The organism is Brevibacterium sp. ZH18 (genome assembly GCF_022748595.1).
GTDB lineage: Bacteria > Actinomycetota > Actinomycetes > Actinomycetales > Brevibacteriaceae > Brevibacterium.
Genome location: NZ_JALDSX010000003.1, coordinates 65,213 through 91,900 on the forward strand (window position 1 = coordinate 65,213; position 26,688 = coordinate 91,900).

Annotated in this window: 22 protein-coding genes; 17 read left to right on the plus strand and 5 right to left on the minus strand. The window is 64.4% G+C overall.

Going from position 1 to position 26,688, the window contains the following annotated elements; genetic code table 11:
- Positions 1-35 precede the first annotated feature (35 nt).
- Positions 36-1,325: a polyprenyl synthetase family protein gene (locus MPN20_RS01935; protein ID WP_242778827.1), complete on the minus strand. Its 1,290-nt coding sequence runs from the start codon at positions 1,323-1,325 to the stop codon at positions 36-38.
- Positions 1,322-1,852, minus strand: coding sequence for a hypothetical protein (locus tag MPN20_RS01940; protein WP_242778830.1), 531 nt, complete (start codon positions 1,850-1,852; stop codon positions 1,322-1,324). Before MPN20_RS01940 ends, MPN20_RS01935 begins: the two co-directional genes overlap by 4 nt.
- 69 nt (positions 1,853-1,921) lie before the next feature.
- Between MPN20_RS01940 and dinB the strand changes: the two genes are divergently transcribed.
- From dinB to MPN20_RS01955, 3 genes are all read left to right on the plus strand, one after another.
- Entirely contained in the window at positions 1,922-3,160 is a 1,239-nt protein-coding gene (gene dinB, locus MPN20_RS01945; protein WP_242778833.1) for a DNA polymerase IV, read from the plus strand.
- Between the two features lie 145 nt (positions 3,161-3,305).
- Positions 3,306-3,719 (plus strand): DUF3040 domain-containing protein, encoded by a 414-nt coding sequence (locus MPN20_RS01950; protein WP_242778836.1) that lies wholly within the window; start codon positions 3,306-3,308, stop codon positions 3,717-3,719.
- 149 nt (positions 3,720-3,868) lie between these two features.
- Positions 3,869-4,474, plus strand: a complete 606-nt coding sequence (locus MPN20_RS01955) for a YdcF family protein (RefSeq protein WP_242778839.1) — start codon at positions 3,869-3,871, stop codon at positions 4,472-4,474.
- Positions 4,475-4,554: 80 nt separating this feature from the next.
- Here the strand turns inward: MPN20_RS01955 and MPN20_RS01960 are convergent, their stop codons facing one another.
- From MPN20_RS01960 to MPN20_RS01970, 3 genes are read right to left on the minus strand one after another with little or no spacing between them, the layout of a single operon-like run.
- Positions 4,555-7,065 carry a DUF3488 and transglutaminase-like domain-containing protein gene (locus tag MPN20_RS01960; protein WP_242778842.1) on the minus strand — a complete coding sequence of 837 codons (2,511 nt, stop codon included), beginning with the start codon at positions 7,063-7,065 and terminating at the stop codon, positions 4,555-4,557.
- A complete protein-coding gene (locus tag MPN20_RS01965; RefSeq protein ID WP_242778845.1) occupies positions 7,029-8,177 on the minus strand; it encodes a DUF58 domain-containing protein in 1,149 nt (382 codons plus the stop codon). The genes MPN20_RS01960 and MPN20_RS01965 overlap by 37 nt, the downstream gene beginning before the upstream one ends.
- A 4-nt stretch (positions 8,178-8,181) precedes the next feature.
- Positions 8,182-9,171 carry an AAA family ATPase gene (locus MPN20_RS01970; protein ID WP_242778848.1) on the minus strand — a complete coding sequence of 330 codons (990 nt, stop codon included), beginning with the start codon at positions 9,169-9,171 and terminating at the stop codon, positions 8,182-8,184.
- A gap of 708 nt (positions 9,172-9,879) precedes the next feature.
- On the opposite strand from MPN20_RS01970, the gene mraZ reads away from it, so the two are divergent.
- From mraZ to pgeF, 14 genes are all read left to right on the plus strand, one after another.
- A complete protein-coding gene (gene mraZ, locus MPN20_RS01975; protein ID WP_242778851.1) occupies positions 9,880-10,311 on the plus strand; it encodes a division/cell wall cluster transcriptional repressor MraZ in 432 nt (143 codons plus the stop codon).
- 166 nt (positions 10,312-10,477) lie between these two features.
- A complete protein-coding gene (gene rsmH, locus MPN20_RS01980; RefSeq protein ID WP_242778854.1) occupies positions 10,478-11,440 on the plus strand; it encodes a 16S rRNA (cytosine(1402)-N(4))-methyltransferase RsmH in 963 nt (320 codons plus the stop codon).
- On the plus strand, positions 11,437-12,003 hold the full coding sequence (locus tag MPN20_RS01985; protein WP_242778858.1) for a hypothetical protein: 567 nt from the start codon (positions 11,437-11,439) through the stop codon (positions 12,001-12,003). Before rsmH ends, MPN20_RS01985 begins: the two co-directional genes overlap by 4 nt.
- A gap of 60 nt (positions 12,004-12,063) precedes the next feature.
- Complete coding sequence (locus MPN20_RS01990; RefSeq protein WP_242778860.1) at positions 12,064-13,845, plus strand: penicillin-binding protein 2; 1,782 nt, start codon at positions 12,064-12,066, stop codon at positions 13,843-13,845.
- Positions 13,845-15,470 carry a UDP-N-acetylmuramoyl-L-alanyl-D-glutamate--2,6-diaminopimelate ligase gene (locus tag MPN20_RS01995; RefSeq protein ID WP_242778863.1) on the plus strand — a complete coding sequence of 542 codons (1,626 nt, stop codon included), beginning with the start codon at positions 13,845-13,847 and terminating at the stop codon, positions 15,468-15,470. The genes MPN20_RS01990 and MPN20_RS01995 overlap by 1 nt, the downstream gene beginning before the upstream one ends.
- A 1-nt stretch (position 15,471) precedes the next feature.
- Complete coding sequence (gene murF, locus MPN20_RS02000; protein WP_242778866.1) at positions 15,472-16,938, plus strand: UDP-N-acetylmuramoyl-tripeptide--D-alanyl-D-alanine ligase; 1,467 nt, start codon at positions 15,472-15,474, stop codon at positions 16,936-16,938.
- Positions 16,935-18,023 carry a phospho-N-acetylmuramoyl-pentapeptide-transferase gene (gene mraY, locus MPN20_RS02005; RefSeq protein WP_242778869.1) on the plus strand — a complete coding sequence of 363 codons (1,089 nt, stop codon included), beginning with the start codon at positions 16,935-16,937 and terminating at the stop codon, positions 18,021-18,023. The genes murF and mraY overlap by 4 nt, the downstream gene beginning before the upstream one ends.
- A complete protein-coding gene (gene murD / locus MPN20_RS02010; RefSeq protein ID WP_242778872.1) occupies positions 18,016-19,551 on the plus strand; it encodes a UDP-N-acetylmuramoyl-L-alanine--D-glutamate ligase in 1,536 nt (511 codons plus the stop codon). Before mraY ends, murD begins: the two co-directional genes overlap by 8 nt.
- A gap of 1 nt (position 19,552) precedes the next feature.
- Positions 19,553-21,160, plus strand: coding sequence for a putative lipid II flippase FtsW (gene ftsW / locus MPN20_RS02015; protein ID WP_242778875.1), 1,608 nt, complete (start codon positions 19,553-19,555; stop codon positions 21,158-21,160).
- Position 21,161: 1 nt separating this feature from the next.
- Positions 21,162-22,265, plus strand: a complete 1,104-nt coding sequence (locus MPN20_RS02020; protein ID WP_242778878.1) for a UDP-N-acetylglucosamine--N-acetylmuramyl-(pentapeptide) pyrophosphoryl-undecaprenol N-acetylglucosamine transferase — start codon at positions 21,162-21,164, stop codon at positions 22,263-22,265.
- A 2-nt stretch (positions 22,266-22,267) separates the two neighbouring features.
- On the plus strand, positions 22,268-23,668 hold the full coding sequence (gene murC, locus MPN20_RS02025; RefSeq protein WP_242778881.1) for a UDP-N-acetylmuramate--L-alanine ligase: 1,401 nt from the start codon (positions 22,268-22,270) through the stop codon (positions 23,666-23,668).
- A gap of 5 nt (positions 23,669-23,673) precedes the next feature.
- Positions 23,674-24,429: an FtsQ-type POTRA domain-containing protein gene (locus MPN20_RS02030; protein WP_242778883.1), complete on the plus strand. Its 756-nt coding sequence runs from the start codon at positions 23,674-23,676 to the stop codon at positions 24,427-24,429.
- Between the two features lie 254 nt (positions 24,430-24,683).
- Complete coding sequence (gene ftsZ, locus MPN20_RS02035; RefSeq protein WP_242778886.1) at positions 24,684-25,889, plus strand: cell division protein FtsZ; 1,206 nt, start codon at positions 24,684-24,686, stop codon at positions 25,887-25,889.
- A 3-nt stretch (positions 25,890-25,892) separates the two neighbouring features.
- A complete protein-coding gene (gene pgeF / locus MPN20_RS02040) occupies positions 25,893-26,651 on the plus strand; it encodes a peptidoglycan editing factor PgeF (protein ID WP_242778889.1) in 759 nt (252 codons plus the stop codon).
- Positions 26,652-26,688: the final 37 nt, after the last annotated feature.

A 26,688-nucleotide genomic window follows, 5' to 3' on the forward strand; every position in this document is an offset into this window, starting at 1 on the left:
CAGCCTCAGCTCAACCTCAACTCAGCCTGACTGGGCTATTTCTGTCGGTAGCTGAGCGCATCGGCGAACGCCGTGAGCTGATTCTTCGCCTCGGCGCCGATCCGTACTCGGGCACGCCCTGCTTCGGCGTCCCGCGGCACGGTGTTCGGCGGCACGGTGTTCCGCGGCACTCTGGCATCAGATTCTGAGGCCAGCGCCTCGTCGCCGGAGGCCCAGCTGTCGATGACTGCCAGCGCCTCGGCATGTTTGGCATCGATGTAGTCTTCGACCGCCTTGAGGCCGCCCGCGTCAGCAAGCATCGCCACACATTCGGCCACCTCGGTGTCGGAGAGCTTCGGATCTCCGAGGCGCTCGGCCAAGAGGCGGATCTGATCTGGAGCGAGATTCTTCATGCTCTCGGCGATGAGGACGGTGCGCTTGCCCTCTCGGATGTCGTCGCCGGCAGGCTTGCCCGTTGCTTCGGGGTCGCCGAAGATGCCAAGCACATCGTCACGCAGTTGGAAGGCCTGGCCGAGAGGGAGTCCGAAACGGGAGATCTCCGTCAATTGCTCCTCACTCGCGCCGCCCAGGGCGGCACCGAGGAGAAGCGGCTGCTCGACTGAATACTTCGCCGACTTGAAGCTGAGGACCTCCCACGCCCGATCGCCGATGCGTTCGTCGTCGAGTGGAATCACCTCGGCAAGGACATCGAGGTACTGCCCGACCATGACGTCGCGGCGGATCGTGGCCCGCAGCTCTCGCGCAGACGCGGTGATGCCCAGGGTCGCCTGAGACCGTTCGAACAGCTCTTCGCTCAGTGCCAGGCAGATGTCGCCGATAACGATGGCGGCGGCCACTCCGAAAGACTCGCCCTCGCCCTGAAAGGCGCGTTCGCGGTGGCGGGACTCGAACTGCCGATGCAGCGCAGGACTGCCCCGGCGAGTGTCCGAATGATCGATGACATCGTCGTGGATGAGCGCCGCAGCATGGAGGAGCTCGAGAGAACCGGCAGCGTCAGCGACGCCCGCGGTCAACGACGTTTCATCGAAGCCAAGTTCGGAGACGAGCTGATAGCCCCACCACAGCAGCACCGGGCGAATCCGCTTGCCCCCACGCGTGAAGTCGACGAGTGCGCGGCCGATGTCAGCGGCGTCGGGGGAGATCGTGAGGAACTCTGCGGATTTGGACTCGAGGAATTCCTCGATCCGCGCCGAAACCTCGGCGGCGATGGATTCCGGGGTGTCGAGCGACGCGACAGGGCGGGACTGTCCGAAGCCACCGGCCGGTTCGCTCGTCGGGCCGCTAGCGAGGGGTCGGCTCACCAGCGGATCGTCGGCAGATGTCATGGAATGACGTTCCCACCGACAGTGACGATCGAGTTCACTGTGTCGCTGGGGTCCTTCGCAATCGTCACCACGAGCAGGCCGTCATTGTCCTTGTTGCGGTAGTTGACGACCTCGGCGCTCTTGGTCTTGACCTCTTTGCCGTACGACTCGAAGCCGCCCTTCTTCAGGGCTTTGTCGTAGAACTTGAAGATGTCCTTCGGCTTGGCCTTGGCCTTCACCACCAGGCTGACCTGCTTGAGTTCATTGTCGCCGGACTTGGCCTTCGATGCCGAGCTGGAGAGGACCTCCGAATCCGGGTACGGCTTGATGTAGTCCGGGAGGTCCTTGACGTTGGTCGACGCCGAATCCTTAGTGGGTTGGGTGCTGGCCGTGCCGCCGGACGCCTCGGGCGAGGCTGATGCCTCAGCCGCCTGCGACTGATCGGCGGCAGAGGTCTTAGGGGAAGCTTCGTCGGCCGGCCCCGAGCATCCTGCGAGGACGAGGGCGAGGGCGAGGGGCAATGTCATGACAGTGGTGCGCGATACCATGACTACAGAATACCCGGATTGAGCGACGGGGGGGGCCGAAAGGAGCCGATGCAGACCCATGGGTGAGCGATGAGCCGGAAACAGTTGGCACGATCGGGTGGTGACCTGAGTCGTCTCGGGACCGATGACACCGGTGCCACGATGCTTCACCTCGACATGGACTCATTCTTCGTCTCGGTGGAGCTGCTGACGCGACCGGAGCTGCTCGGCCGTCCCGTGATCGTCGGGGGCCGCGGCGGACGCGGGGTGGTCGTGTCCGCCAGCTACGAGGCGCGTGAGTTCGGCGTGCACGCGGCAATGCCCATGGCCCGTGCCATGAATCTCTGCCCGTTCGCCGAGGTGATTCCCCCTTCGCATGGTCTGTATTCGTCCTATTCCCGACAGGTTTTCGACCTCGTGGCCGACGTGACGCCGGACTTCCAGCAGGTCAGCGTCGACGAAGCCTACATCGATGTCTCCGGCGCGGTGCGCCGTCTCGGGCCGCCTGTCCTGATCACCTCGCAGCTGCGATCCGAGATCGAAGCGAGAACCGGGCTGAGTGCGTCAGTGGGCATCGCCGGCAGCAGAGTGGTGGCGAAGCTGGCGTCGACGCGGGCCAAGCCGCATGGTCAGCTGCTGGTTCCGCTGGCAGCGACCCAGAAGTTCCTCGATCCGATGCCGATCGAAGCGTTGCCCGGTGTGGGGGAGAAGACCAGGGAGTCCTTCGCGAAGTACGGGATCCGACTGATCGGCGACCTGGCTGCAGTGGACGAGGCTTGGGCCGGCAGGGTCTTCGGAGCCCATGGACATCACCTGTGGCGCAGCGCCCATGGGCAGGATTCCCACGGGATGGACCGTGAGGTCAAGGATCGGTCGATCAGCGCTGAGCAGACCTTCGCCGAAGACGTCTGGGACCTGAGTCAGCTCGAACACGAACTGCTGAGACTGGCCGACAAGGTTGCGCATCGAGTCAGAGCCGATGGCAAGGTCGCCACCACCCTGGGTCTGAAGTATCGTCTGTCCGACTTCACCACTTTGTCGCGGTCTGTCACGCTGGATGCTCCGACGGATCTGGCCCGTGAGATGTATGAGGCGCTGCGGCCCATCGTCATCGGACTTCGCGAACAGAAGTCGAAGGGCGTTCGACTCTTGGGGCTTCGCGCCGCTGGACTCATGGACTTTGCGATCAGCGGCCGGCAGGCACGATTGGACGAACCCGAGCATGCGGGTCGGGAAGCAGAGGTTGCTCTCGATGATGTGCGGAAGCGATTCGGAACGGCAGCGATCTCCCAGGCTTCTCTGCTGAGGAAGCATCCGAATCAGGACTAGTTGCTGAGGTGGTCCGTAGCCAGGTGCCTCACAGTCTGGGGACGCAGTGGGAATCCGGACAGCTGACCCGTTCTCAAGATGTTTTTTCAGTGTTCAGAGACTATGATTGAGGCATTAGGCCATAGTAAGGAAACGGGGGTTCGAGATGCCACTCTCCGATCACGAACAACAGCTGCTCGATCAGTTGGAGAAGCAGCTGCGCAGTGAAGACCCACGTTTCGCACGCAATATCTCAGAGACCCAAGCCGCCGCAGATGGACCAGGATTCTCAGCGAAGCGATTCGTGGTGGGAATTCTGCTCACGCTCGCCGGGCTTGCCGCGGCGATCTTCGCAATCTCCATGGTTGCCCAGTCCGCTTGGTGGATCGCCCTCGGCGTCGTCGGCTTCGGACTCATGGTCACAGGAATGTACTGGGCGTTCAGTCGCCCCGGCCAGGTCGGCGACACTGCCAAACGATCGCATCCGACGTCGAATGGGCCGAAGCCCGAGGCCAAAGGTTCGCCCGGTTTCATGAACCGCATCGAAGACCGGTGGGAGAAGCGCCAGCGGGGCGAATGACCGCGGTGACTTTCGCGGTGCGCTGATACCAGCGACCCGAAGCCCTGCCACTCAGCGACTGGTCGAATCTCCGGTTGTTGCACAATCCTTCCCAGCACTCCGTCACCGTGCACCCGTAGCGTGTCATCGTTTACACGTACCATTACGTCATGCGAAGAGTTCCCGCCGCAATGATTGCTTCCGCCTGCGTTGCCTCCGTCTTCGTGTTCGGCGAGGTCACCCATTGGAGCGCCAGCCGTCGCGACCTCGGATACGGCCGCAGTCGAGGTCGGGACGAGGCAGTTGTGGTTCTCGGCTACAGAAACCACGGGAACCGCGCCAATTTCATGAATCGCTTCAGGGTCAGGGCGGGCATCCGTTCGATCGATCCCTTAGCGCGCAGCTCCGTTCTTGTGCTCTGCGGTGGCAACGTTGCCGGGGACCGTTCGGAAGCCGAGCTGATGGACCAGTACGCGCGGGAGGAACTGGGGTACGCCGGAGATGTGCGCCTCGAATGCGCAAGCCTGTCGACGTTTGAGAATGTCCAGAATGCGATCCCACTCGTCGAGGACGCCGACGCGATCAAAATCGTCTCGAACTCCCACCATGCACAGAAAGCTCGCATCCACCTGTGGGGTCTTCGCCCCGATCTGGGTGTGCGCCTGTGCTGGGGCGCCGACTACCGTTTCGGGGAGCTCGAATTCGTCAAACCGATCGCCGCGCTGCTCGGACTGATCGCCCTGCGCAGACTCAAGGCGCAGGGCGATGTCGCGTGACCGGAACGGCGCCGAAGCTGTGGGCACAAGGCCCTGCCATGCGGTCTCAAGGACCTCTCCGCGGAACAGGAGCCAGCTGATCAGCGGGGCGGGTTGAAGATGCTGGCCGGCCAGATCTTCGCGGTGATTCGGCTCCCAGGAGTTGCCGTCTCGGAGAGGTCGGCGGTCACTTCGTCGACGACAGCGTCGACTTCTGCTTCGGTGAGACCCTGCTGCTTCGTCCCGTAACGCTGAGCCTCGAGAGCGTCGACGAAGGCCGACAGCGCGGTGTCATCATCGCGTCTGATGGCGGATGCAGACGGTGCAGGGCTCCGCAGTGCAGAGAACTTGTCATCGGGCTCGGTGGCCCGTTGTGTGTGCCCACGACCAGGATCAGACGCCGCTGAACCTGGTGTGGCTGTGCCGTCCGTCGATGCTTCCGCGTTCCCAGTCGTCGACGTATCCGCCGGAGTTGAATCTGCATGGCCCGTGTCTGCTGGAGCTGAATCTGCAGGGGCTGAATCCACACGGGCCGTACCTGCAGGGGCTGATTCTGCTGTCGCTCCGGCGGCCGAACCGGCCAGAACGAGCTCGTTGTGTCGCAGAGTTCTGCTCGGATCGAGGCTCTGACCGTAGTCGGTTGCCAGGGCGCGGACTTCGGTCCATACGCGTTCAAGATCATCCGGATCGTTGGTGCGACGGCGACGCAGGACCAGACGCAGAATCGCAGGAATCGCTGCGAGCAGGAGGATGACGAGCACGATGAGGCCGGCCCAGGCATAGGTGCCGAGGTTCTGGCCGGCGGGTTCCGCTGCCGCCGTCGTCTCTTCGCTGCTGGTGGACTCGGAATCGGTCGGCTCAGCCTCCTTGGCGCCATCGGTCGGCTCCTCGGTCGGTGAGGCGGACTCGTCCGAGTTTTCGTCCGAGTTGTCCTGGGAGGCACCGCTGGCGACCGTCCACTTCGGTGGATCTCCGGCGGGCCCGCCGGGAGTCGGCTCGAAGCGAACCCAACCGACGCCTTCGAAGTACAGCTCGGGCCACGCGTGCGAGTCCTTCATCGTCACATCGAAGCCGTCGCCCTTTTCGGTGCCGGAGGAGAAGCCCACTCCGATCCGAGCCGGGATTCCCATCGTGCGAGCCATGATGGTCATCGCCGAAGAGAACTGGACGCAGTAGCCCTTCTTGTCGACGAGGAAGTCAGAGATCGCATCTCCGCTAGCCTTCTCAGGCGCATCGAGAGAGTACTCGAAGTCACCGCTGCGGAAATAGGCCTGCAGCAGCACTGCCGCTTCCCACTGGTTCTTCGCATCGGCCGTGATGTCCTCGGCAGTCTTGCTCACGCTCTTCGGCATGCTGTCGGGAACCTCGAGCTCGGTCTCGAAATCACGAGTGTTCACCGGTGATGCCTTCTGCATGTCGGTGACGTCTGGATCGCTGGAGAGGTAGTCCATCGAATACTTCTGCCCGCCGAACTTCTCACCGTTGCCGACGATCGTCAGCGATTTCTCGTCATAGATCCACCGCCGGTCCAACCCGGTCGGCTGCTGCGGCGCATACGGGGTCGGCAGGTACTGCTGATCGTAGTCATTGACCGTGACGTCGATCCGCTCTTCGGTGAAGTTCTTATCCCTTGACAGACCCGCGGGCCAGGGCAGTCCCTCGTCGGCGATTGCGAACTGGTCGAGGGCGAACGGAGTGGGCGACCACGACTGACCATCGAAGGAGTTGATCGAGGTCAGTCTGATCGGCGGCGGCTTAGATTCGGTCGAGGTGTAGTTGAACAGCACGGAGTCGTCACGGTTGCCCAGGTCGGCACGCAGGTCGAGGAACGGGTTGGTCACTGTCAGGTCGCCCTTGTCGCTGGCCGCGCGATTGGGCAGCGTCTGAACCTGTGGCAGGAGCACAGGAACGCCGATGCCGATGGCGACTGCCACCGCACCCGCGGTCAGTGCGGTGAGTCCGCCGCGCCACCTCGTCGAGGGGAAGTACGGGCTGAGCATCAGCAGGAGGAACGCCGCGAGAATCGCCGTGACGTGCCACCATCTCACCTCTGTCGGGGCGAAGAAGACAGGGATCATCCACAGCACGAGCAGCAGTACGCCACTGACCTTGGGCGCTTTGAGATCGGATACCAAACCGTCGATGAGGATCGTGATCAGAGTGAACGCGATCGTCAGGACGGTGGTGAAGCCAGGAGTGTTGGGTGCCGGGGGAGTCGTGGTGTAGAGGTCGCTGACTCCAGCTGAGAGAAGATCGATGACGGCGGTGAACGAACTCCCGCTGGGGATGAACCCGAGCATCAGAGTTTCCGGCGCACAGAGCACGAGGATGCTCACCAGGCCGACGATGCACTGCGCGATGACTGCGGCGCCGCTGGCCCGCAGCGTCGGGATGCTGCGGAACACCGCACCGACGATGACGATGACGAGGATCGAGATGACGACTGACGGAAGCCAGGCGAAATCGGAGAAGACCGCTGACAGCCCGACGGCTGCGAGGATCATGGCCACGAAGACCGCGCAGGCCTCGAGCCAAACGGGTGCCTGGTTCACAGCGCCGGTCTGCGCGTCGGGGCTCATCTCTTCACTCGCTTCGCGTCGAACGTGGTCCATGACTCGGGCAGGTCTTCGGTCAGCCCCACCATGGTCATATCGCTGATGTCGCCGAGGCTGCGGACTGTCACCGGGACTCGGCGGGAGAACTGGGCGGCCAGCTGCTGGCCGCGGTGGTCATCGGCTGCGCAGATGACGATGTGGTTGGGATTGTCGTGCGCAGGCAACTCGACCCGGCCTGGCTCGATGAGCGCGGTGAGCAGCCGCAGGCGTTCGACGTCACGCTGTCCGGCGAGGCGGGCCTGATGGCCGGGCGCCACGACGTAGACATCGTAGTCGGCACGCAGGAAAGCGGTTCCGGCTGCCGCAGCTGCGGCCAAGAGGTATTCGACTTCGTGTTCGTCCGGATGTTCGTCCTGACCCTCCAGGTCGATGACGATGAGCGCGTGGAGAGTCTCCTCGTCGGCCTCGTGGCGGACCATGAGCTCACCGGACTTCGCTGTGGTCGGCCAGTGCACATGACGCAGGTCGTCGCCCGGCACGTACTCCCGGGTGTGGAAGTCACGAGTGGTGTGGCCGGCACGGACCTTACCGTCGTCGAGGCGGGCCGGTCTGATCGCCGAGTCCGAGGGGATCCTGGCCGGCAGGATCGGCACCGAGACGGCGATCGTGTAATTGTCGAACACCTTCTTCTTCATCGTCACGAGTCCGAAAGGACCAGCAACCGTGATGAGTACCGCTTCGATTCCGCTGAGCCCGCGCCGATAAGGCGTGAATGAGGTCAGCACGGTCTGTGAGCTGCCACCGGACAGGGACGGCACCTCGCCCACTGTGGAGTCACCGAACCCGTCGGCGGCCCGGAAGTCGATCGTCGACGCCGGGATCGCCAGATGGCCGGTATTGACCACAGTGGCTTCGACCTCGACCTCTTTGCCCTCGGGAGCGAGTGGATAGCGGTCCTTGGACTGCGCCAGAGCCACGATCGGCAACGTCGTCCGCAGCGTGATCGATACACGTCTGGTGCCCCAGGTGATCAGCAGTGCTGACAGGAGGACCAGAGCCAGCAGCAGAATTCCGGCAGGCAGAAGCCCGGGCAGCGCAAAGCGGTAGGCCGCGACGATCAACGCGGCCCCGGCGATGATGAAGATGATTCCCGAGGTGCTCAGACGCATACGGTCACTGGTTCGACGAGACGGGAACTCGGGACAGGATGCGGCCGATCAGATCGGCGGCCAGTTCGGAGTCATCACCATCGCGGGGGATGATCCGGTGCGCAAGGATATAGGGTGCCAACGCCTGGATATCGTCCGGAGTCGCGTAGGTCCGACCCGACAGTGCGGCCCGAGCTTTGGCGGCACGGAGAAGGTGAACGCCCCCGCGAGGCGAGCAGCCGAGCAGAATCGCCTGATCATTGCGACTGGCATCGAGGATCGCGACGATGTACTCACGCAGCTGCCTGCTGGCGCTGACGTGTCGGACGATTCCGCGGGCCTGATTGATCTGCTCGAGGCTGGTCACCGGTGTCGCACTAGACAGCGGATCGTGTTCGATCTGGTTGTCGAGGAGGTCGATCTCATCAGCGGTCTTCGGATATCCTAGCGAGATGCGTGTCATGAACCGGTCGCGCTGCGCTTCGGGCAGAGCATAGGTGCCCTCCATGTCGACCGGGTTCTGCGTGGCGACGACAATGAACGGCGTCGGCATCGCGTACGTCTCACCGTCGATGGTGGCTTGGCCCTCGGCCATGCACTCGAGCATGGCCGACTGAGTCTTGGGGGAGGCGCGGTTGATTTCGTCGGCGATGACGATATTTGCGAACACCGGCCCCTGCCGGAACTCGAAGTGACGGGTCTCCTGGTTGAACAGGTTGACTCCGACGACGTCTGTAGGCAGCAGGTCGGGAGTGAACTGGATGCGGCGCACCGTTCCGTCGACGACCTTGCCCATGGCGCGTGCCAGCAGGGTCTTTCCGACTCCGGGAACGTCTTCGAGGAGGACATGGCCACCGGACAGGAGCGCGATGAGCGACAGGCCGACGGCTTCGTCCTTGCCTTCGAGGACGGCGTTCATCGCGGTGCGTGCCCGTGAGGTCAGTTGCTGCACCCATTCGATGTGCTCGGCACCGATCACGGAGTTGGTCTGTGTACCTTCTTGGCTGATCGACATGCCTCCATTGTCCCCTATCCGGTCCACTGCATCCACACGGGTGTTGTTCAGGATTCCCGCAGCACAGTCCCCGGTGTTCCGGCGCCATGGTGCGGCAGTGCTGCTCTTGTCCACTGTCTCACTCAGGCAGCGCAGCCCTGAGCGCGATCCCACGGGGAACTTGAGCGCGATTCCAGGCTGAACCTGAGCGCGATTCCGCGGTGTGGGAAAGGGCAAGAGGTGAAGGGGCAAGGGGTGAAGGGGCGAGAGGTCAAGGGGGACCGGGTGCTGGGCTGCTTGTAAAGCTCCTCGCCGGGCGTCCCCACTTCGCTCCCCACTTGGCTCCACCGGGCGTCCCCACTTCGCTCCCCACTTCGCTCCCCACTCCGCTCCACCGGGCGCCCCCCCACTTTCCTCCCCACTTTCCTCCCCACATCCCTCCACCGAATGTCGACGTGACCAGGTCTGCCGCGAGAACTCGCGGATCGTACGCGTGAGAGCCGAATCGCCGGCGGCGCGGTTTGACCCGTTTCGTTGGCGAAAACGACACATTCAACCGGGTTCCCGACGCGCCGATGGGAATTTTTCTCCACTTTCCTCCACCGGCCTGACCTGGGGAAACATACCGCCAAAGGAGAAGAGATAGGTCTGGGACTAGATCACGTGGAGGGAAGTGGAGTACTGTGGTTGCTATCGGAGCCAATTGGGTTTCGAAAGGGGTGAGACGACATGTTCTTGGGCACTCATATGCAGAAGCTCGACGACAAAGGTCGCCTCATCCTGCCTGCAAAGTTCCGCGAGGAGCTTTCGCCCGGTCTCGTATTGACCCGTGGACAGGAGAACTGCCTCACCCTGTTCCCCACCACGGAGTTCGAAGCCGAGCATGAGCGAATCCAGAACGCGCCGAAGACGAATAAGGAAGCCCGCGATTACCAGCGTGTGTTCCTGTCAGCGGCCTTTGCAGATCAGCCGGACAAACAGGGACGCATCACGGTCCCGAACATATTGCGGCAGTACGCATCACTTGATCGGGAAGTCGCAGTGATCGGCATGGGCAACCGCGTCGAGATCTGGGATTCGCCGACATGGGAGAGCTACCTGGTCGGCGCTCAGCAGGCATTCGCTGAGCGTGAGAACGAGGTGATCCCCGGAGTGATCTGATTCTGCTCGGGTTTGATCCTTGCCCGCCGCGTTCGAGTTTCGGGGAACTTCCCCGTTTCCGAAGCTCGGCAGTCCTGACACACTTCCCCGGTGCCAGGGCAGCGGCGGTCAAGGTTCTGGCTCCAGCAGTTCACCCCCACGACGACCATCCACGAAGGACTCACCTATGAACGCTCAGCATGTACCGGTGCTCCTCGAGCGCGTGGTCGAGCTCATCGGTGTCGGGGTCCACGCCGCCAGAGAGCGCGGGATCACCCCCATCGTCGTCGACGGCACGCTGGGCATGGGCGGCCACTCAGAGGCCATCCTCACAGAGTTCGAAGATGTCCATCTCATCGGCATCGACCGTGACACCCAAGCCATCGACATCGCCACGCAGAGGCTGGCGCCGTTCGCCGATCGGACCGACATCATCCATGCGGTCGACGACGAGCTGCCCGAGATCCTCGACGACCTCGGAGTCGATCAGATTTCTGCGATCCTCCTCGACCTCGGCGTCTCGTCCCTGCAGCTCGACGAAGACGAGCGCGGATTCTCCTACTCCCGGCCCGCCCCCTTGGACATGAGGATGGACCGAACCCAGAAGCTCACCGCCGCCGAGGTGCTGGCGACCTATTCCGAAACCGACCTTCGCCGTATTCTCCGGGAATACGGCGAAGAGAAGATGGCCGGCCGAATCGCGAAGATCATCGTCGCCGACCGCGAGCACACCCCGTGGGAGACCTCCCAGCAGCTGGCCGCAATGCTGGGCCGAGTTCTTCCGGAGACGAAGAAGAAGTCCCATCCGGCCAAACGGACCTTCCAGGCGCTGCGGATCGAAGTCAATGACGAGCTCGGGGTTCTGCGAACCGCACTGCCGGAGGCACTCAAGGCCCTGCACCTCGGGGGAGTGGCCGTCATCGAGTCCTATCAATCACTCGAGGACACGATCGTGAAGAAGATCTTCCGGTCTGCCACCACCACCTCGGCGCCCCCGGACATGCCCGTCGTCCCCGAGGAACTCCAGCCGTGGCTGTCCGAGATCGTCCGCGGGGCTGAACTCGCCGACAGTGAAGAAGCAGAGAACAACCCCCGCGCCAAAAGCGTGCGACTGCGTGCAGTGAAGAAGATCAGGGAGGCACAATCGTGAGGAACGCTCAAGCGGCCATCGGCCGACCACACGTGACCGAACGGACCCGCAGCCTCGAAGAGAGCTTCAGCCGTCCGGTACCGCCGCGACTCAAACTCCTGAAGTTCGAGCTGCCGAAGGCCAGACTGCCGTTCTCCCTGATGTGCGTGGCGATGCTCGTGGCCACCCTGGTGGCAGTCCTGCTGCTCAACATCTTCGTCTCCCACACCTCCTACCAGATCGACCAGCTCAACTCCCAGAAGGAAGCGCTGGCCGAAGAGAAGGACAAGCTGGTCGAGGACAACTCCTATCGGGAGTCGCCGCAGAACATCTCGATCGCCGCCGAGGACCTGGGCTTGGTCCGGGACTCCTCCCCGGAATTCCTCGATGCGAAGACCGGCAAGATCATCGATGCCCCGCCGATCGACGTCAGTGGTGAGAAAGAGCCCACAGTTGTCCCCGGCCCGCGCGCCGATACCCGCGACGACCTCCGTCCCAATCTACGATCGGATGAGAAGCTGCCGGTTGTCGGAGGCAGCCCGAGCAAGGACATCGCGGCGCCTGCTCAGAAGGCACCGAAATAAGGCGAGCTCGACCCCCACGTGGAACCGTTCGCCGATGACGCAAGGACCAAGGACAGTGCAATGGGCCCACGAGCAAATCGGGTGAAGAAGGACGGCGGACGGGACCGACCCAATCTGCGCCTGCGGATGGGCATCATCGCGGCCCTGTCCGTCCTCGTCCTCCTCGTCACCTCCGCCCGCCTGATCTCGATCCAGGGCATGGATTCGATGAAGCTGGCTGAGAAAGCCCTGTCGAACCGCCTGGTCACACGCACCCTGCCAGCTGCGCGCGGACAGATCCTCGCCTCCGACGGCACGGTCCTCGCGGACAGCGTCTCGCGCTATCAGCTCGTCGTCGACCAGCAGAACGTCGCCCAGTACAAAATCGACGGGAAGCTCGTCGGCGCCTGGGGCGCTGCCGAGGCCCTGGCCAAACCCCTCGACACCGACCCGGGACTGCTCTACCCGAAGCTCGTCGGCGACAAACGCTGGAACCCGGTCGCCAAGGGTCTGACCTCGGAGACCTGGCGCGCCGTCAAAGACCTCAACATCCTCGGCGTCTCCGCCGAAGAATACTCAGTTCGCTCGTACCCTTCGGGAGCCGTGGCCGGAAACCTCGTCGGATTCCTCAGCTCCGACGGGCAACCGCAGGCCGGTCTGGAGATGGAGTACAACAAGCAGCTCAGCGGCCGTGACGGCCAGCAGCAGTACGAGCGCGGTGCTCGCGGCGAGATCATTCCCCTCGGCGACAACAACATCAAGAATGCCGTCGATGGTCAGGGATTGCAGACTTCGATCGACCCGGACCTGCAGTACTACGCACAGCAGGCGATCGAAGAGCAGCGGAAGAAGCACGACGCTGAGTCCGCCTCGATCCTGATCAAAAACACCAAGACCGGCAAGATCCTGACCGCCGCCGATGCGCCGAGCGTCGATCCGAACTCGCCGGGCAAGGTCGGCGGCAAGGATCGCGGCTCACGCATCTTCACCGACGTCTTCGAGCCGGGGTCGACGGCGAAGATGGTCACGGCTGCCGCGCTGCTCGACCAGGGGCTCGTGGCCCCCGAGGACGAATTCACCGTTCCAGGCAAATGGAAGGCGCCTAACGGCGAGGAGTTCCGTGACTCCCACGAACACGGTGATGAGAAGCTGACCTTCGCCGGCATCCTCGCCGAGTCGTCGAATACCGGAACCATCCTCGCCGGAAACAAGCTCGACGAGGAGGAACGCTACGGCTACATGAAGAAGTTCGGCTTCGGATCACTGTCCGGAATCGGCTTCCCCGCAGAGACCGCCGGTATTCTCCACCCGTACAAGGATTGGGACGGCCGCACGAAGTACACGGTGATGTTCGGTCAGGGTGTGGCCGCGAATGCGCTGCAGACCACCGATGTCATCGCCACGATCGCCAACGGCGGAGTCCACGTGCCCTCGACGCTCGTCGACGGCACGGTATCCCCGTCGGGCAAGACGATTCCGAGCCCGACTGCGAAGACCCAGCGGGTCGTGAGTAAGAAAGCCGCTGACGAGACTCTGAGCATGCTCGAGGGCGTCGTCGCCGAAGGCACGGGCAAGTCCGCAGCTGTTTCGGGGTACCGTGTTGCGGGCAAGACCGGCACCGCTCAGGCGCCGGCTGCCGAAGGCGGAGGATACGACGGCTACACGGCCTCATTCGTCGGTGTGCTTCCGGCCGAGGACCCGCAGATCGCGATCTCGGTGACGTTGCAGCGCCCCCGAAACGGCTACTACGGTGGATCTGCGGCCGCCCCTGTCTTCTCCGACGTCGCCGGATTCGCCATGAGGCACCTCAAGATTCCGCCGTCGACCACGGAACCACAGCTACCTGCTCGAGAATGGAAATGATGCGCATTTCACAGCTGCTGCCGGCAGCCCCAGGAACCGTCCACGGAGATCCGGACCGCGAGGTCGACGGAGTCTCCCTCGATTCGCGGACCGTGACCCCGGGCCAGCTCTACGCTGCGCTGCCCGGAGCCAACGTCCACGGCGCCCGTTTCGCCCCGGATCTCATCGCCGGTGGTGTCACCGCGATCCTCACCGATGCGACCGGCTGGGACATCATCAGCACAGCGGTCGACGGCTCCGTCCTCAACGATGTGAGCGCTCTGATCGTCGAGAACCCGCGATCGGTCCTCGGCTACGTTTCCGCCGCGATCTACGGCACCTCGGGTGAACCCCAGCTGCTCGGAGTGACCGGAACCAACGGGAAGACGACGACGACCTACCTCATCGACGGAATGCTCGAAGCTCTCGGACGACGCACCGGAGTCATCGGCACGGTCGCCACCCTGATCGCCGGAGCAACGGTGCCCAGCGTGCGCACGACCCCCGAAGCCCCCGAGCTGCACGCGCTGTTCGCGAAGATGCGTGCTGCCGACGTCGACACCTGCGCAATGGAAGTCTCCTCCCACGCACTGAGCCAGCATCGCGTCGACGGTGCTCACTTCAGCGTCTCGGGATTCACGAACCTGTCCCAGGACCACCTCGACTTCCACCATTCGATGGACGAGTACTTCGCGGCCAAGGCGACGCTCTTCACTCGGGCGTTCTCCGACTCCGCTGTCATCGTCGTCGAAGACCAGTGGGGCGAGCGAATGGTCGAAGCCGCCCAGGTCCCCGTGCGGACCCTCGGTCGGGACGAGCGCAGTGAGTGGAGGATCATCCACACCCCCGGCGAGTCCGAATTCGTCCTCCGCTTCGACACTCTGACCACTGACAGCACCGCCCCGCAGATGCGCGCGACGGATTCGGTCGGTGAACGTGATGCCGACCGTGCTCCGGCCATCACGCTCCGCTCTCCGCTGCCCGGCGACTTCAACGTCACCAACACGGCCTTGGCCGCCGCCATGCTCGTCGAAGCCGGGGTCTCTCCGGCTGCTCTGGATGCGATCGGAACCACGTTCACCGCCTCGGTGCCGGGACGGATGGAGATCATCGACGTCAGCGGTCCCCATGTTGCTCTGCAGTCAAACCCCGAACACCTGCCCCGGGCCATCGTCGACTACTCGCACACCCCAGACGCGATTGAGAAGGCACTCGAATCTCTGCACGCCGACAGCGATGAGCTCGTCATCGTCTTCGGCGCCGGCGGGGACCGCGACCGCGGCAAACGGTTCGGCATGGGCAGCGCCGCAGCACGCGGAGCCGATGTGATCGTCCTCACCGATGACAATCCGCGCACCGAGGACCCGGAAGCGATCCGGGCCGCAATCCGCGAAGGCATCGATGCGGAGGTCGCGACCGGCCGCGCACGTGTGAAGAAGATCATCGAAGTCGCTGATCGCGGAGCTGCGATCGACCAGTCGATCGCAGACGCCGATGCCGCGACAACCGTTCTCATCGCTGGGAAGGGACACGAGACCGGACAGTCCGTTGGGGGAGTCGTGAGCGAGTTCGACGACCGGTCGAGGACACGCTCGGCGCTGTCAGCGCGACTCGAGGGCGCACAAACAGGTAAAGTTCACAGTTGATATGAAGCGACTGAGTGCAGCCGAAATCGCAACCGCCGTCTCCGGCGAGTTGTACGGCGTTGACCCCGAGACCCTATTGTCCGCTGGAGTGGTGACCGACTCGAGAGAAGTCGGACCCGGCGATATCTACGTTGCCCGCCGAGGTGAGTCCTTCGACGGCATCGAATTCGCAGCAGCCGCTGTGGAGGCCGGTGCCGCGCTGATCATCGGCGAATCCGTTCCTACCCTCGACGACGAGACGCTGCCGACGGTCCACGTCTCCGACGCCACGGAGGCCCTGGGCCAGTTGGCCAGCTACAACATCGAAGCCCTGCGCGCTGACGGTGAGATCACCGTCATCGCGATCACCGGCTCGGTCGGCAAGACGACGGTCAAGGACCTCGCGGCGGACCTTCTGGCCGGCCAGGACGAGACTGTCTGGCCGCCTAACTCATACAACAACGAGGTCGGCGTGCCGCTGACCGCGCTGCGGGCAGGGGAGTCCACGCGCTTCCTCGTCCTCGAGATGGGCGCCCGCTCGATCGGCAACCTCGCCTACCTCACGAGCCTCGTCCGACCGGACATCGCCGTCGAACTCGCAGTCGGTACGGCCCACTCGGGCGTCTTCGGCTCGATCGAGAACACTGCCCGTGCCAAGGCTGAGCTCGTCGAGTCCCTGACCGCGGGATCCACTGCGGTCCTCAACGCCGATGACTCCCGTGTGGCTGGTATGCGCGAGGTCCTCGCCCCCGAGGTGAACACGCTCTGGTTCTCACAACGCGAGTCACTGCCCGAATGGGTCGGCGCCGATGACGCTGTGGTCCGCGGCACCGACGTTTCAACCGATGCTTCGGGACATCCTGCCTTCACCCTGCAGCTGCCCGGTGAGGAGCCGCGCGATCTGCGTCTGGCCCTGATCGGCGAACACCACGTCGGCAATGCTCTGGCAGCTGCCGCGATCGCCCACGCCTGTGGTGTGGGAGTGAAGTCCATCGTGACGACGCTCTCGACCTCGTCGGCGGCTAGCCGCTGGCGGATGGAACTCATCGATTCGCCCTCTGGCGTGACCGTGCTCAACGACGCCTACAACGCGAATCCGGAATCGATGCGTGCATCGCTGAAGACCTTGGCTTCGATGGGCCGCGGCGACGAGGACAGCCGTCCGCGTCGCACCTTCGCGGTTCTCGGCGAGATGCTCGAGCTCGGTGATGAGTCGGTTTCGGCCCATTCCGAGATCGGCGAACTCGTCGTGCGTCTGAACATCACGCGCACGATCGTCGTCGGTGACGGTGCGAAGCCGATCTTCAACTCCGCGAATCTCGAAGGTTCCTGGGGCAACGAGGCGACTTGGGTCGCCACCGCGGCCGAGGCGAAGGATCTGCTCAACGCAGAACTGGCGCCCGGCGACATCGTTCTGTTCAAATCATCCCGGGATGCCGGTCTGCGGTATCTCGGAGACGAAATCGCCGGTGTATCGGGGGGCCAATGATCGCCGTACTGCTCGCAGCCTGTCTGGCCCTGATCCTGACGCTGGTCGGCACGCCGCTCTACATCAGGCTCCTCGTCAAGCGTGGGTACGGCCAGTTCGTCCGTGATGACGGACCGACCTCGCACGCGACCAAGCGGGGCACACCGACCATGGGCGGTGTCGTCATCATCGGCGCAGCGATCCTGGCGTACCTCCTCGGCCACCTGTTCACCGGGTCCGTCCCGACCGCCTCGGGGCTCCTGGTCCTGTGGCTGGCCGCTGGCCTCGGCGTCGTCGGCTTCCTCGATGACTTCATCAAGATCAAGAAGCAGCGGTCGCTGGGACTGCGGCCTCTGCCGAAGCTCATCGGCCAGGCATTCGTCGGCATCTCATTCGCCGTCCTGGCGCTGCAGTTCCCGAACTCCTTCGGAGAGACCCCGGCCTCGACGAAGGTCTCCTTCATCCGCGACACGAACCTCGATCTGGCCTTCGGCTCCGCCGTGCTCGGACTCGTGCTGTTCGTCATTTGGGCCAACCTCATCGTCACGGCCGTGTCCAACGCGGTCAACCTCACGGACGGCCTCGACGGTCTCGCAGCCGGCGCCTCGGTGGTCGTGTTCACGGCATATGTCGTGATCGGCACCTGGCAGTCGACCCAGAACTGCAACCTGATGTCCGAAGCCACCAATGCCTGCTACTACATGCGCGATCCACGGGATCTCGCCATGGTCGCGGGCGCCATGGCCGCCGCGTGCTTCGGGTTCCTGTGGTTCAACACCTCGCCTGCGAAGATCTTCATGGGCGACACGGGATCGTTGGCCATCGGCGGCGCAATCGCCGGTCTGGCCATCATGTCGAGAACCGAGCTCCTGCTCGTCGTCATCGGCGGTCTCTTCGTCATCATCACGCTGTCCGTGATCATCCAGGTGGCCTCGTTCAAGACCACCGGCAAACGCGTCTTCCGGATGGCTCCGCTCCAGCACCACTTCGAGCTCAAGGGGTGGGCGGAAGTGACCATCGTGGTCCGCTTCTGGATCATCGCAGCGCTCTTCGTCGTCGCCGGAATCTGTCTCTTCTACGCCGAATGGGTATCCCGTCTTGGCTGAGAACCCCGTGTCCGAGTACCCGAACTTCGACAAGATCCCGGCCGCGCTGCAGGGACCGAGCTCATCCCTGGCCGGACTGCGGATCCTCGTCACCGGATTGGGTGTGACGGGGTTCCCGGCAGCCGTGCATCTGGGCGAACGCGGTGCCGATGTCATCGTCATCGACGGCGACGACCAGGCCGACGTGAGCGAGAAGGCGCAGATCCTCGAGGTCTTCGACGTCGACATCCGACGCGGCTCTGAGCATGTGACGACCCTGCCCAAGGAGCCGCTCGACCTGGTCGTGACCTCACCTGGGTGGCGCCCTGATCATCCCGTGCTCTCGGCCGCCGCCGAGGCGGGTGTGCCCGTGATCGGTGAAGTCGAGCTGGCATGGCGGATCCGTGGAACCAACGACGCCAAATGGTTGGCCATCACCGGCACCAACGGCAAGACCACCACGACGACGATGCTCGAGTCGATGCTCCATGCTGCCGGACTGCGGGCCAAGGCCTGTGGGAACATCGGTGCTCCGCTGCTCGAAGCTGTCCTCGAGCCGGGACTCGAGGTCCTCGCCATCGAGCTCTCGAGCTTCCAGCTGCATTGGCAGCATTCGCTGAGCGCGGATGCGGCAGCCGTGCTCAACATCGCACCTGACCACTTGGACTGGCACGGAAGCGCCGACGCCTACGAGGCGGACAAGGCCAAGATCTACCACAATGCGAAGCTCGCCTGCGTCTACAACGTCGCCGACGAGGTGACTCTGCACATGGTGGAGGACGCCGACGTCATCGACGGGGCCAAGGCCATCGGGTTCACGACCGGCATTCCCGGTCCCGGAAAGCTGGGCGTGGTCGAAGATCTGCTCGTCGATCGGGCTTTCATTCCGCAGCGTTACTCCTCGGCAGCCGAGCTCGCCTCGCTCGCCGATGTGGCGGCGGCGACTGGTGTGCCCGGCAGCGATCCGGCAGCCCACCAGGTGTCGAACGCCCTCGCGGCGGCGGCTCTGGCCCGCAGCATCGGTGTGCCCGGACAGGCGATCTCCGAAGGGCTGAAGAGCCATTCCCTCGGCGCCCATCGCATGGTCACAGTGACTGAGGCGCAGGGTGTGCGCTGGGTCGACGATTCGAAGGCGACGAACACGCATGCCGCGAACGCATCCCTGAGCAGCTTCGAGTCGATCGTCTGGATCGCCGGCGGTTTGCCGAAGGGCGCCGATTTCACCTCGTTGTTCGCCGACCATCGCGACCGTCTCAAAGCGCTCGTGCTCATCGGCGCCGACGATGCGGCATTCCGTGAAGCCATCGCCGCGGCTGCTCCCGATCTTGAAGTGATCCGCATCGAGCCTGCACTCGCCGTCGACTCGGGCGTGCCCCGTCGTCGCGGTGAAGCCGTTGCCGCCGCGGCCGTCGAGGCGGCCGGAGCAATTGCCGCAGCCGGGGATACCGTGCTGCTTGCCCCTGCCGCGGCCAGCATGGACCAGTTCCTCAACTACAACACTCGAGGCGAACTCTTCACCCAGGCTGTCCACACGTACCTGGGGCGCTGAGATGGGACGGCAGACCACCGCGAAGTCGGAATCACGCCGCCGCCCGAGCCCCACCAAGGCAGCCGAGGCTGCTGCGACGAAACCGGCTGCCGATCAGCGGGCTACGGCGAGCGGACGTGCCTCTGGCCCTCAGCGCGCCGCAGCGGCAGGGAAGCCCGCAGGTGGCAAGAAGTCCACTGCTGCGAGGAAACCTGCAGCTGCGAAGAGACCTGCAACTGGCACGAAGTCTGCCCCCACTGCAAAGACGTCCGTGGGCAGCAAGTCGGCTAAGACGACCGCACCTTCGAAGATGTCCACAGGAGCGAAAGCGTCCGCTCGCTCGAAGGCAACTACAGGGTCGAAGGATTCAGCCAGCCAGCGTCGGGAGATCCCCGGCAAAGAGGTCCTGGGTGCGATCCGACGCGAGTTCGGTCGGATCTCCGCCCACCCGTTGACCACTTACTACCTCATCCTCGCGGCTGTCCTCCTGCTCACGTCGCTCGGCCTCGTCATGGTTCTGTCCGCCTCCTCGATCACGTCGTATGACGGGGGAGCAGGATCGTCGTTCGCCTACTTCAACAAGCAGGCCGGATTCGCAGCGATCGGCATCGTGCTCATGTTCGTAGCCGCGTTCGTTCCCTTGTCAGTGTGGGAGAAGCTGGCCTGGCCGGCAATCCTCCTCGGCGTCGTCATGCAGGCACTGGTATTCCTTCCCGGTCTCGGGAAGACGACCAAGGGCAATGCCAACTGGATCCAGCTCGGCGCATTCCAGCTTCAGCCCTCCGAATTCCTCAAGATTGCTCTGGCCGTCTGGCTGGGATTCATCCTGGCGAAGAAGTACGGCAAGATGACGACCTTCGGCCACGCTATGATCCCCATCGTCCCCGTCATCCTCCTCGGCGTGGGTCTCGTCGTCGGAGGCAACGACCTCGGCACTGGCCTCGTGCTCATGGCCATGGTCCTCGTGTGTCTGTTCATCGGCTTCTTCCCCTGGCGCTACTTCCTCCTGCTCCTCGCTTCGGGCGTCGCGGTGGCCACCTTCTTCGTCTTCAGCTCGCAGAACCGCCTCGACCGGATCACCTCAGCACTGACCGGCCACGCCGACCAGACAGCCTCGGACATCACCGGGCAGGCCTGGCAGTCCAACCACGGACTGTTCTCGCTCGCCTCCGGCGGATGGCTCGGCGTCGGCCTCGGCGCCAGCCGCGAGAAATGGTCATGGCTGCCTGAAGCACACAACGACTTCATCTTCGCGATCATCGGGGAGGAACTCGGCCTGCTGGGTTCGCTCGCAGTGGTCCTCGTCTTCGCGATCCTCGCCTATGGCATGATCAGAGTGATCCTGCGGTCGAAGACACTTTTCATCCAGGTTGCAACAGCCGGACTGTTCGCCTGGCTGATCGGTCAGGCAGCCATCAACATCGGCGTCGTGACCGGTCTGCTGCCGGTCATCGGCCTGCCCCTGCCTTTCGTGTCCTACGGCGGTTCCTCGATCATCGCCTCGCTGCTGGCCATCGGGGTGGTGCTGTCCTTCGCCCGCACCGAGGAAGGCGCAGAGGCAGCGATCAAAGCGCACAAGGATCGACTGAGGTCCTCGTTCGCCGTCCTGGCCCGCAAGAGAAAGAAGTGAGATGACGACGAGTATCCTCCTCGCCGGTGGAGGCACCACCGGCCATATCTCGCCCATGCTGGCGATCGGCCGCGAGCTGCGTGAGACCCACCCCGACGCCGACATCATCGCCCTCGGCACCGCGGACGGACTCGAGGCGGAGATCGTGCCCAAGGCCGGATTCGAGCTCCTGACGATCGACAAGGTCCCGATGCCCCGTTCGATCAGCCCGGCCGCACTCAAGTTCCCCGGCCGCTTCGCGGGAAACATCTCCCACGTCAAACGCATCATCGCCGAGCGCAACGTCACGGCCGTCGTCGGAGTCGGCGGGTACGTATGCCCCCCGGCCTTCATTGCAGCCCGACAGGCGAAGATCCCCCTCATCGTCCATGAAGCCAATGCGAAGCCGGGAATGGCGAACCGCCTCGGCGCGGTGCTGACCCAGCCGGGAATGGTCGGGGTCACGTTCCCTGACACGAAGCTGCGCAACGCCGCTCTGGTCGGCATGCCGATGCCGACTGACATTACCGAACTCGACCGCGGAGACACCGCAGTGCGCGCGTCGCACAGGCGGGAGCTCGGACTCCGCGATGACCTGCCCGTCCTCGTGGTCACGGGCGGATCATCCGGAGCCCAGCGAATCAACGACGCTTTCCTCGCCGCAGCGCCGCTGTGTCAGGAACGGGGAGTCCAGGTCCTCCACATCACAGGAGCGGGGAAGGACGATGCGCTCCGCGAGGCGGCCGCCGACCTGCCCGACTACCACGTCGTCGACTATGTCGACGGCATGCACCGCGCCTATGCGGTGGCCGACCTGCTCGTGGCGCGCTCCGGCGCGGCTACTGTCTCCGAGGCGACTGTCGCCGGTGTGCCTGCTCTCTACGTCCCGCTGGCCATCGGCAATGGCGAACAGCGACTGAATGCGGCCGGCAGCGTGCGAGCCGGAGCATCGCAGCTCGTCGACAACGCGGACTTCACCCCGTCGACCGTGACCGACCAGATCCTTCCCCTGGTCCACGACCGAGACCGCCTGGCAGCGATGAGCGCAGCCGCCCTCGAACTGCATTACCCGACCAATGCCGCGGCCACCATGGCCAAAATCGTCACACGCGCGCTGAGAGGTTGAACATGAGCACAGCTGAGATCGTTCCCGCCGCAGAGTTGGGTGCCGTCCACTTCATCGGGATCGGCGGTTCGGGCATGTCCGGAATCGCGCGGATCATGGTCATGAACGGCGTCCCCGTCTCCGGGTCCGATGCGAAGGGATCGGCGGTCGTCGAAGTCCTGCGGACCCTGGGCGCCAGGGTCGAGATCGGGCATTCGGTGGACAACCTCGGCGCGGCCGATACTCTCGTCATCTCCTCTGCCATCCGCAAGGACAATCCCGAACTGGTCGAGGCTCAGCGCCGCGGTATGCGGATCCTGCACCGGTCGGGCGCACTGGCTTCGCTGATGGCGAACAAGACGGCTGTGGCCGTCGCCGGCACCCACGGCAAGACCACGACGACGTCGATGACGACCGTGGCCCTGCAGGCCTGCGGGCTCGACCCGTCGTTCGTCATCGGGGGAGTGCTCTCGACGACCGGGACCAACGCCCACCTGGGCACGGGGGACGTCTTCGTCGCCGAGGCGGACGAATCGGACGGCTCCTTCCTGCTCTACGAACCGGCGATCGGCATCCTCACGAACGTCGAGGCCGATCACCTCGATCACTACGGCACGCCTGAGAAGGTCCGTGAGGCCTTCATTGAATTCTGCGACGGCATCGGAGCCCGCGGCGGCACGATCATCGCCTGCGCCGACGACCCGGGATCGCTCGACGTCGCCACCCATGCCCGGGACAAGGGCATATCGGTGATCCTCTACGGCACCTCGAAGGACGCCGACATCCGCCTGCGCGAACTCGAATCGGGCCTCGTCTCGGAGTTCGTCCTCGACGTGCCGGGCCATGACGGCCCGCTCTCTGTCTCGCTGCGGCAGCCGGGCGCCCACAACGCACGCAACGCCACAGCCGCGATCGCCGTGGCGCACAGCCTCGGCGCGGATGTTGAGAAGGCAGCCGTCGGACTCGGCAACTACGGCGGGACTCGTCGGCGCTTCGAGGAACGCGGCATCGCCGGAGGAGTGCGCGTCATCGACGACTACGCGCACCACCCGACAGAACTGCGTGCGGTCCTGAGCGCAGCCCGCGGAGTCGTCACCGACGGCGGTCGTGTGTGGGCCATCTTCCAGCCGCACCTGTACTCGCGGACGATGGAATTCCGCACCGAATTCGGCGAGGAGCTCGGCCTGGCCGACGAAGTCGTCGTCCTCGACGTCTTCCCCGCCCGGGAGGACCCGGTTCCAGGCGTCACGGGGGCACTGATCGCTGATCGGGTTCCCCACGAGCACGTGACCTTCATCGAATCGTTCAGTGAAGCGGTCCCCTTCGTCGCTGCCCGCGTGCGCCCCGGCGACCTCGTGCTCACGGTCGGTGCAGGGGACGTGACGATCCTCGGGCCCGAGCTGCTCACCGCACTGGAGAGCTGAGTCACGTGGTGCCCCTTCCCGAGCCACGCACTGGCGACAACTCCACTGCGGATCTCACCGGTGTCATCCGTGCGCGCCGAAGAGAGGTCTGGCGCAAACGGCTGATCGCCATCGGCATCGTCGTGGCACTGCTGGTCCTGGCCGGGCTCGCGTGGTTCTCCCCGGCGCTCAGCCTCGACAAGGTGAGTGTGAAGGGAAGCGACCTCGTCGACAACGGTCAGGTCTCCAACTTCGCCATGGACGCGCATGCCGGCACACCGCTGCCGCAGCTGCGTCTGGGCAGCCTCGAGAAGGACATCCTGGAGAAGTTCCCCCGGGCCGAGAAGGCGTCGATCCACTACGCAGGTCCCCGCAGTCTGAGCATTGAGATCACTGACCGCACTCCGGTCGTCGCGATCGCTAACTCCGACGGGTTCGAGCTCTTCGACGCCGAGGCGGTCGATCTGGGGCCCGTGGACAAGGCGCCGAAGGGGCTGACCGTCCTCGAGGACTCGGGCGGTGCGCCTGATCGGGAGACCGTGGCTGCAGTCATCCGTTTCATGGCCGAACTGCGCCCGGAGCTGCGCTCCGAGCTGCTGACGATCAGGGCGAAGGACGCGCTCAACCTGTCGGGGGAGATCGACACCGGTGATGTGCAGGCGAAGGTGGTCTTCGGTGACAGCACGAGTGCGAGCCTGAAGATGCGCACGGCTGCGCAGCTGGCGGCAGACGGTCGCACGGAGATCGACGTGTCCGTGCCGTCTGTGCCCGTCACGAACTGAGGAAGAGTACCGGTGGCAGGCACGGAAATACCTGCTGTGGGTCGATTCGGGGGCCAACCACGCCCAATCCCGAGGAAATACTGTCGAAGCCGGTCATTGCCGCCGACACACCGAGGCTGAAGTTTGGCTGATGTCCGACACTCCGGCGAGAATGGTTGCAGTAGTCTTGCCCCGGACAATAGCCTCAGGGCAGAGAAGACTTTTCGATTCGCACGCAGAAGCTGCGTGGATGATGCGCCGAAAGAGGAACCGACTTGGCTGAATTCCCACAATCCGGAGCGGACATCAAGGTTGCCGGTACAGGCGGCGGCGGTGTCAACGCTGTTCAGAGGATGATCGACGTCGGTCTGCGCGGCGTGGAGTTCATTGCGATCAACACGGACGCCCAGGCCCTCGTGCTCTCGGACGCCGATGTGAAACTGGAGATCGGACGCGACCAGACCCGCGGGCTCGGCGCAGGCGCCGATCCCGAGATCGGCCGCAAGGCCGCTGACTCGAGCGAAGAAGCCATCCGCGACGCCCTCGAAGGCGCCGACATGGTCTTCGTCACCGCAGGCGAAGGCGGTGGCACCGGTACCGGCGCCGCTCCCGTCGTGGCCCGTGTGGCTCGTTCGCTGGGCGCACTGACCATCGGTGTCGTCACCCGCCCGTTCACCTTCGAGGGACGTCGTCGTTCCGCACAGGCTGAAGCCGGCATCGCGGCACTGCGCGAAGAGGTCGACACCCTCATCGTCATCCCGAATGACCGTCTGCTCTCGATCTCTGATCGCAGCGTCTCCGTCGTCGAAGCCTTCCGCTCCGCCGACGAAGTTCTGCGCTCAGGCGTCCAGGGCATCACCGACCTCATCTCGGTCCCCGGTCTGATCAACCTCGACTTCGCCGACGTCAAGTCGGTCATGCAGGACGCGGGCACGGCGCTCATGGGCATCGGCTCCGCAACCGGCGACGACCGCGCGGTCCAGGCTGCCGAATCCGCAATCGCGTCTCCGCTGCTCGAGGCGAGCATCGACGGTGCGCACGGAGTGCTGTTCTGCATCTCGGGCGGAGCCGACCTCGGACTGTTCGAAGTCAACGAGGCCGCGCGTCTCGTGCAGGAAGCCGCCCACCCCGAAGCCAACATCATCTTCGGCGCGGTCATCGACGACAACATCGGCGACGAGTGCCGCGTCACCGTCATCGCCGCTGGATTCGACAGCACTTCAACGAACCAGGACGGCCTTGCCGGCGATGCCGCTCCGGCGTCGATTCCTGCAGTGGCGGCCCCCGTCGAGGCCGAGCAGCCCGTCCCGAGCAGCGTGCCCGAAGAAGCAGAGTCTGAGTCGGAACACCGCGTCGACCGTGGAGACCGCTTCGACCGCGGAGATCGCAGCGACGATCACCAGATCCCGACATCGCTGCCCGGTGAGCGAAGCACGTCGAGCTTCGACAACGATCTCGACATCCCGGACTTCCTGAAGTAGACCATGCTGCACTCGAGATTCGTCGTCCCGGGCCGGCTGAAGGCACATGTGGCGTTCACCGACCGGAACGGCGGATACTCGAACGGCGACTTCTCGTCGTTCAACCTGGCCCGTCACGTCGGCGACAACGACGAACTGGTGTCGGCGAACCGCGCGGCATTGGCTCAGGTGCTGGGCTTGAGCGCCGAGCGTCTGAGCTTCGTGTCCCAGGTCCACGGCACAGACGTCCGAACCGTCGACAGTGTCGAGGCGCTGCGGGATTCCCCGGTCGAAGCCGACGCGCAGATCACGACGACTCCGGGCGTCGGCCTGGCAATCATGGTCGCTGACTGCACTCCCATCATGCTGGCCGATACCGAAGCGGGAGTCATCGCCGCGATCCACCCGGGCCGCCCTGGAATGGCCGCGGGAATCGTGGACACGACGGTCGCCCAGATGAAGCACCTCGGTGCCGGTGACATCCACGCGATCATCGGCCCGTCCGTGTGCCCCCGCTGCTACGAAGTGCCTGAAAGTCTCCGTGACGAGGTAGCGGCCATCGAGCCTGTGGCCGCATCGGTCTCTGCGACCGGCACCCCGGCGATCGATGTCGCCGGTGCTGTCGCCGAACAGCTGCGGCGAGCAGGCGTGAGCATCGACCATTTCTCACGGACCTGCACGCGCGAGTCGGATGAGCTCTTCTCCTACCGGAGACAGCAGCGCACGGGCCGTTTTGCGGGCGTGGTCTGGCTGCAGGAAGAAAACCACACGACACACCCATGAGACTCACACGCCGTGTGGGTCCAGTGAGATAGTTTGG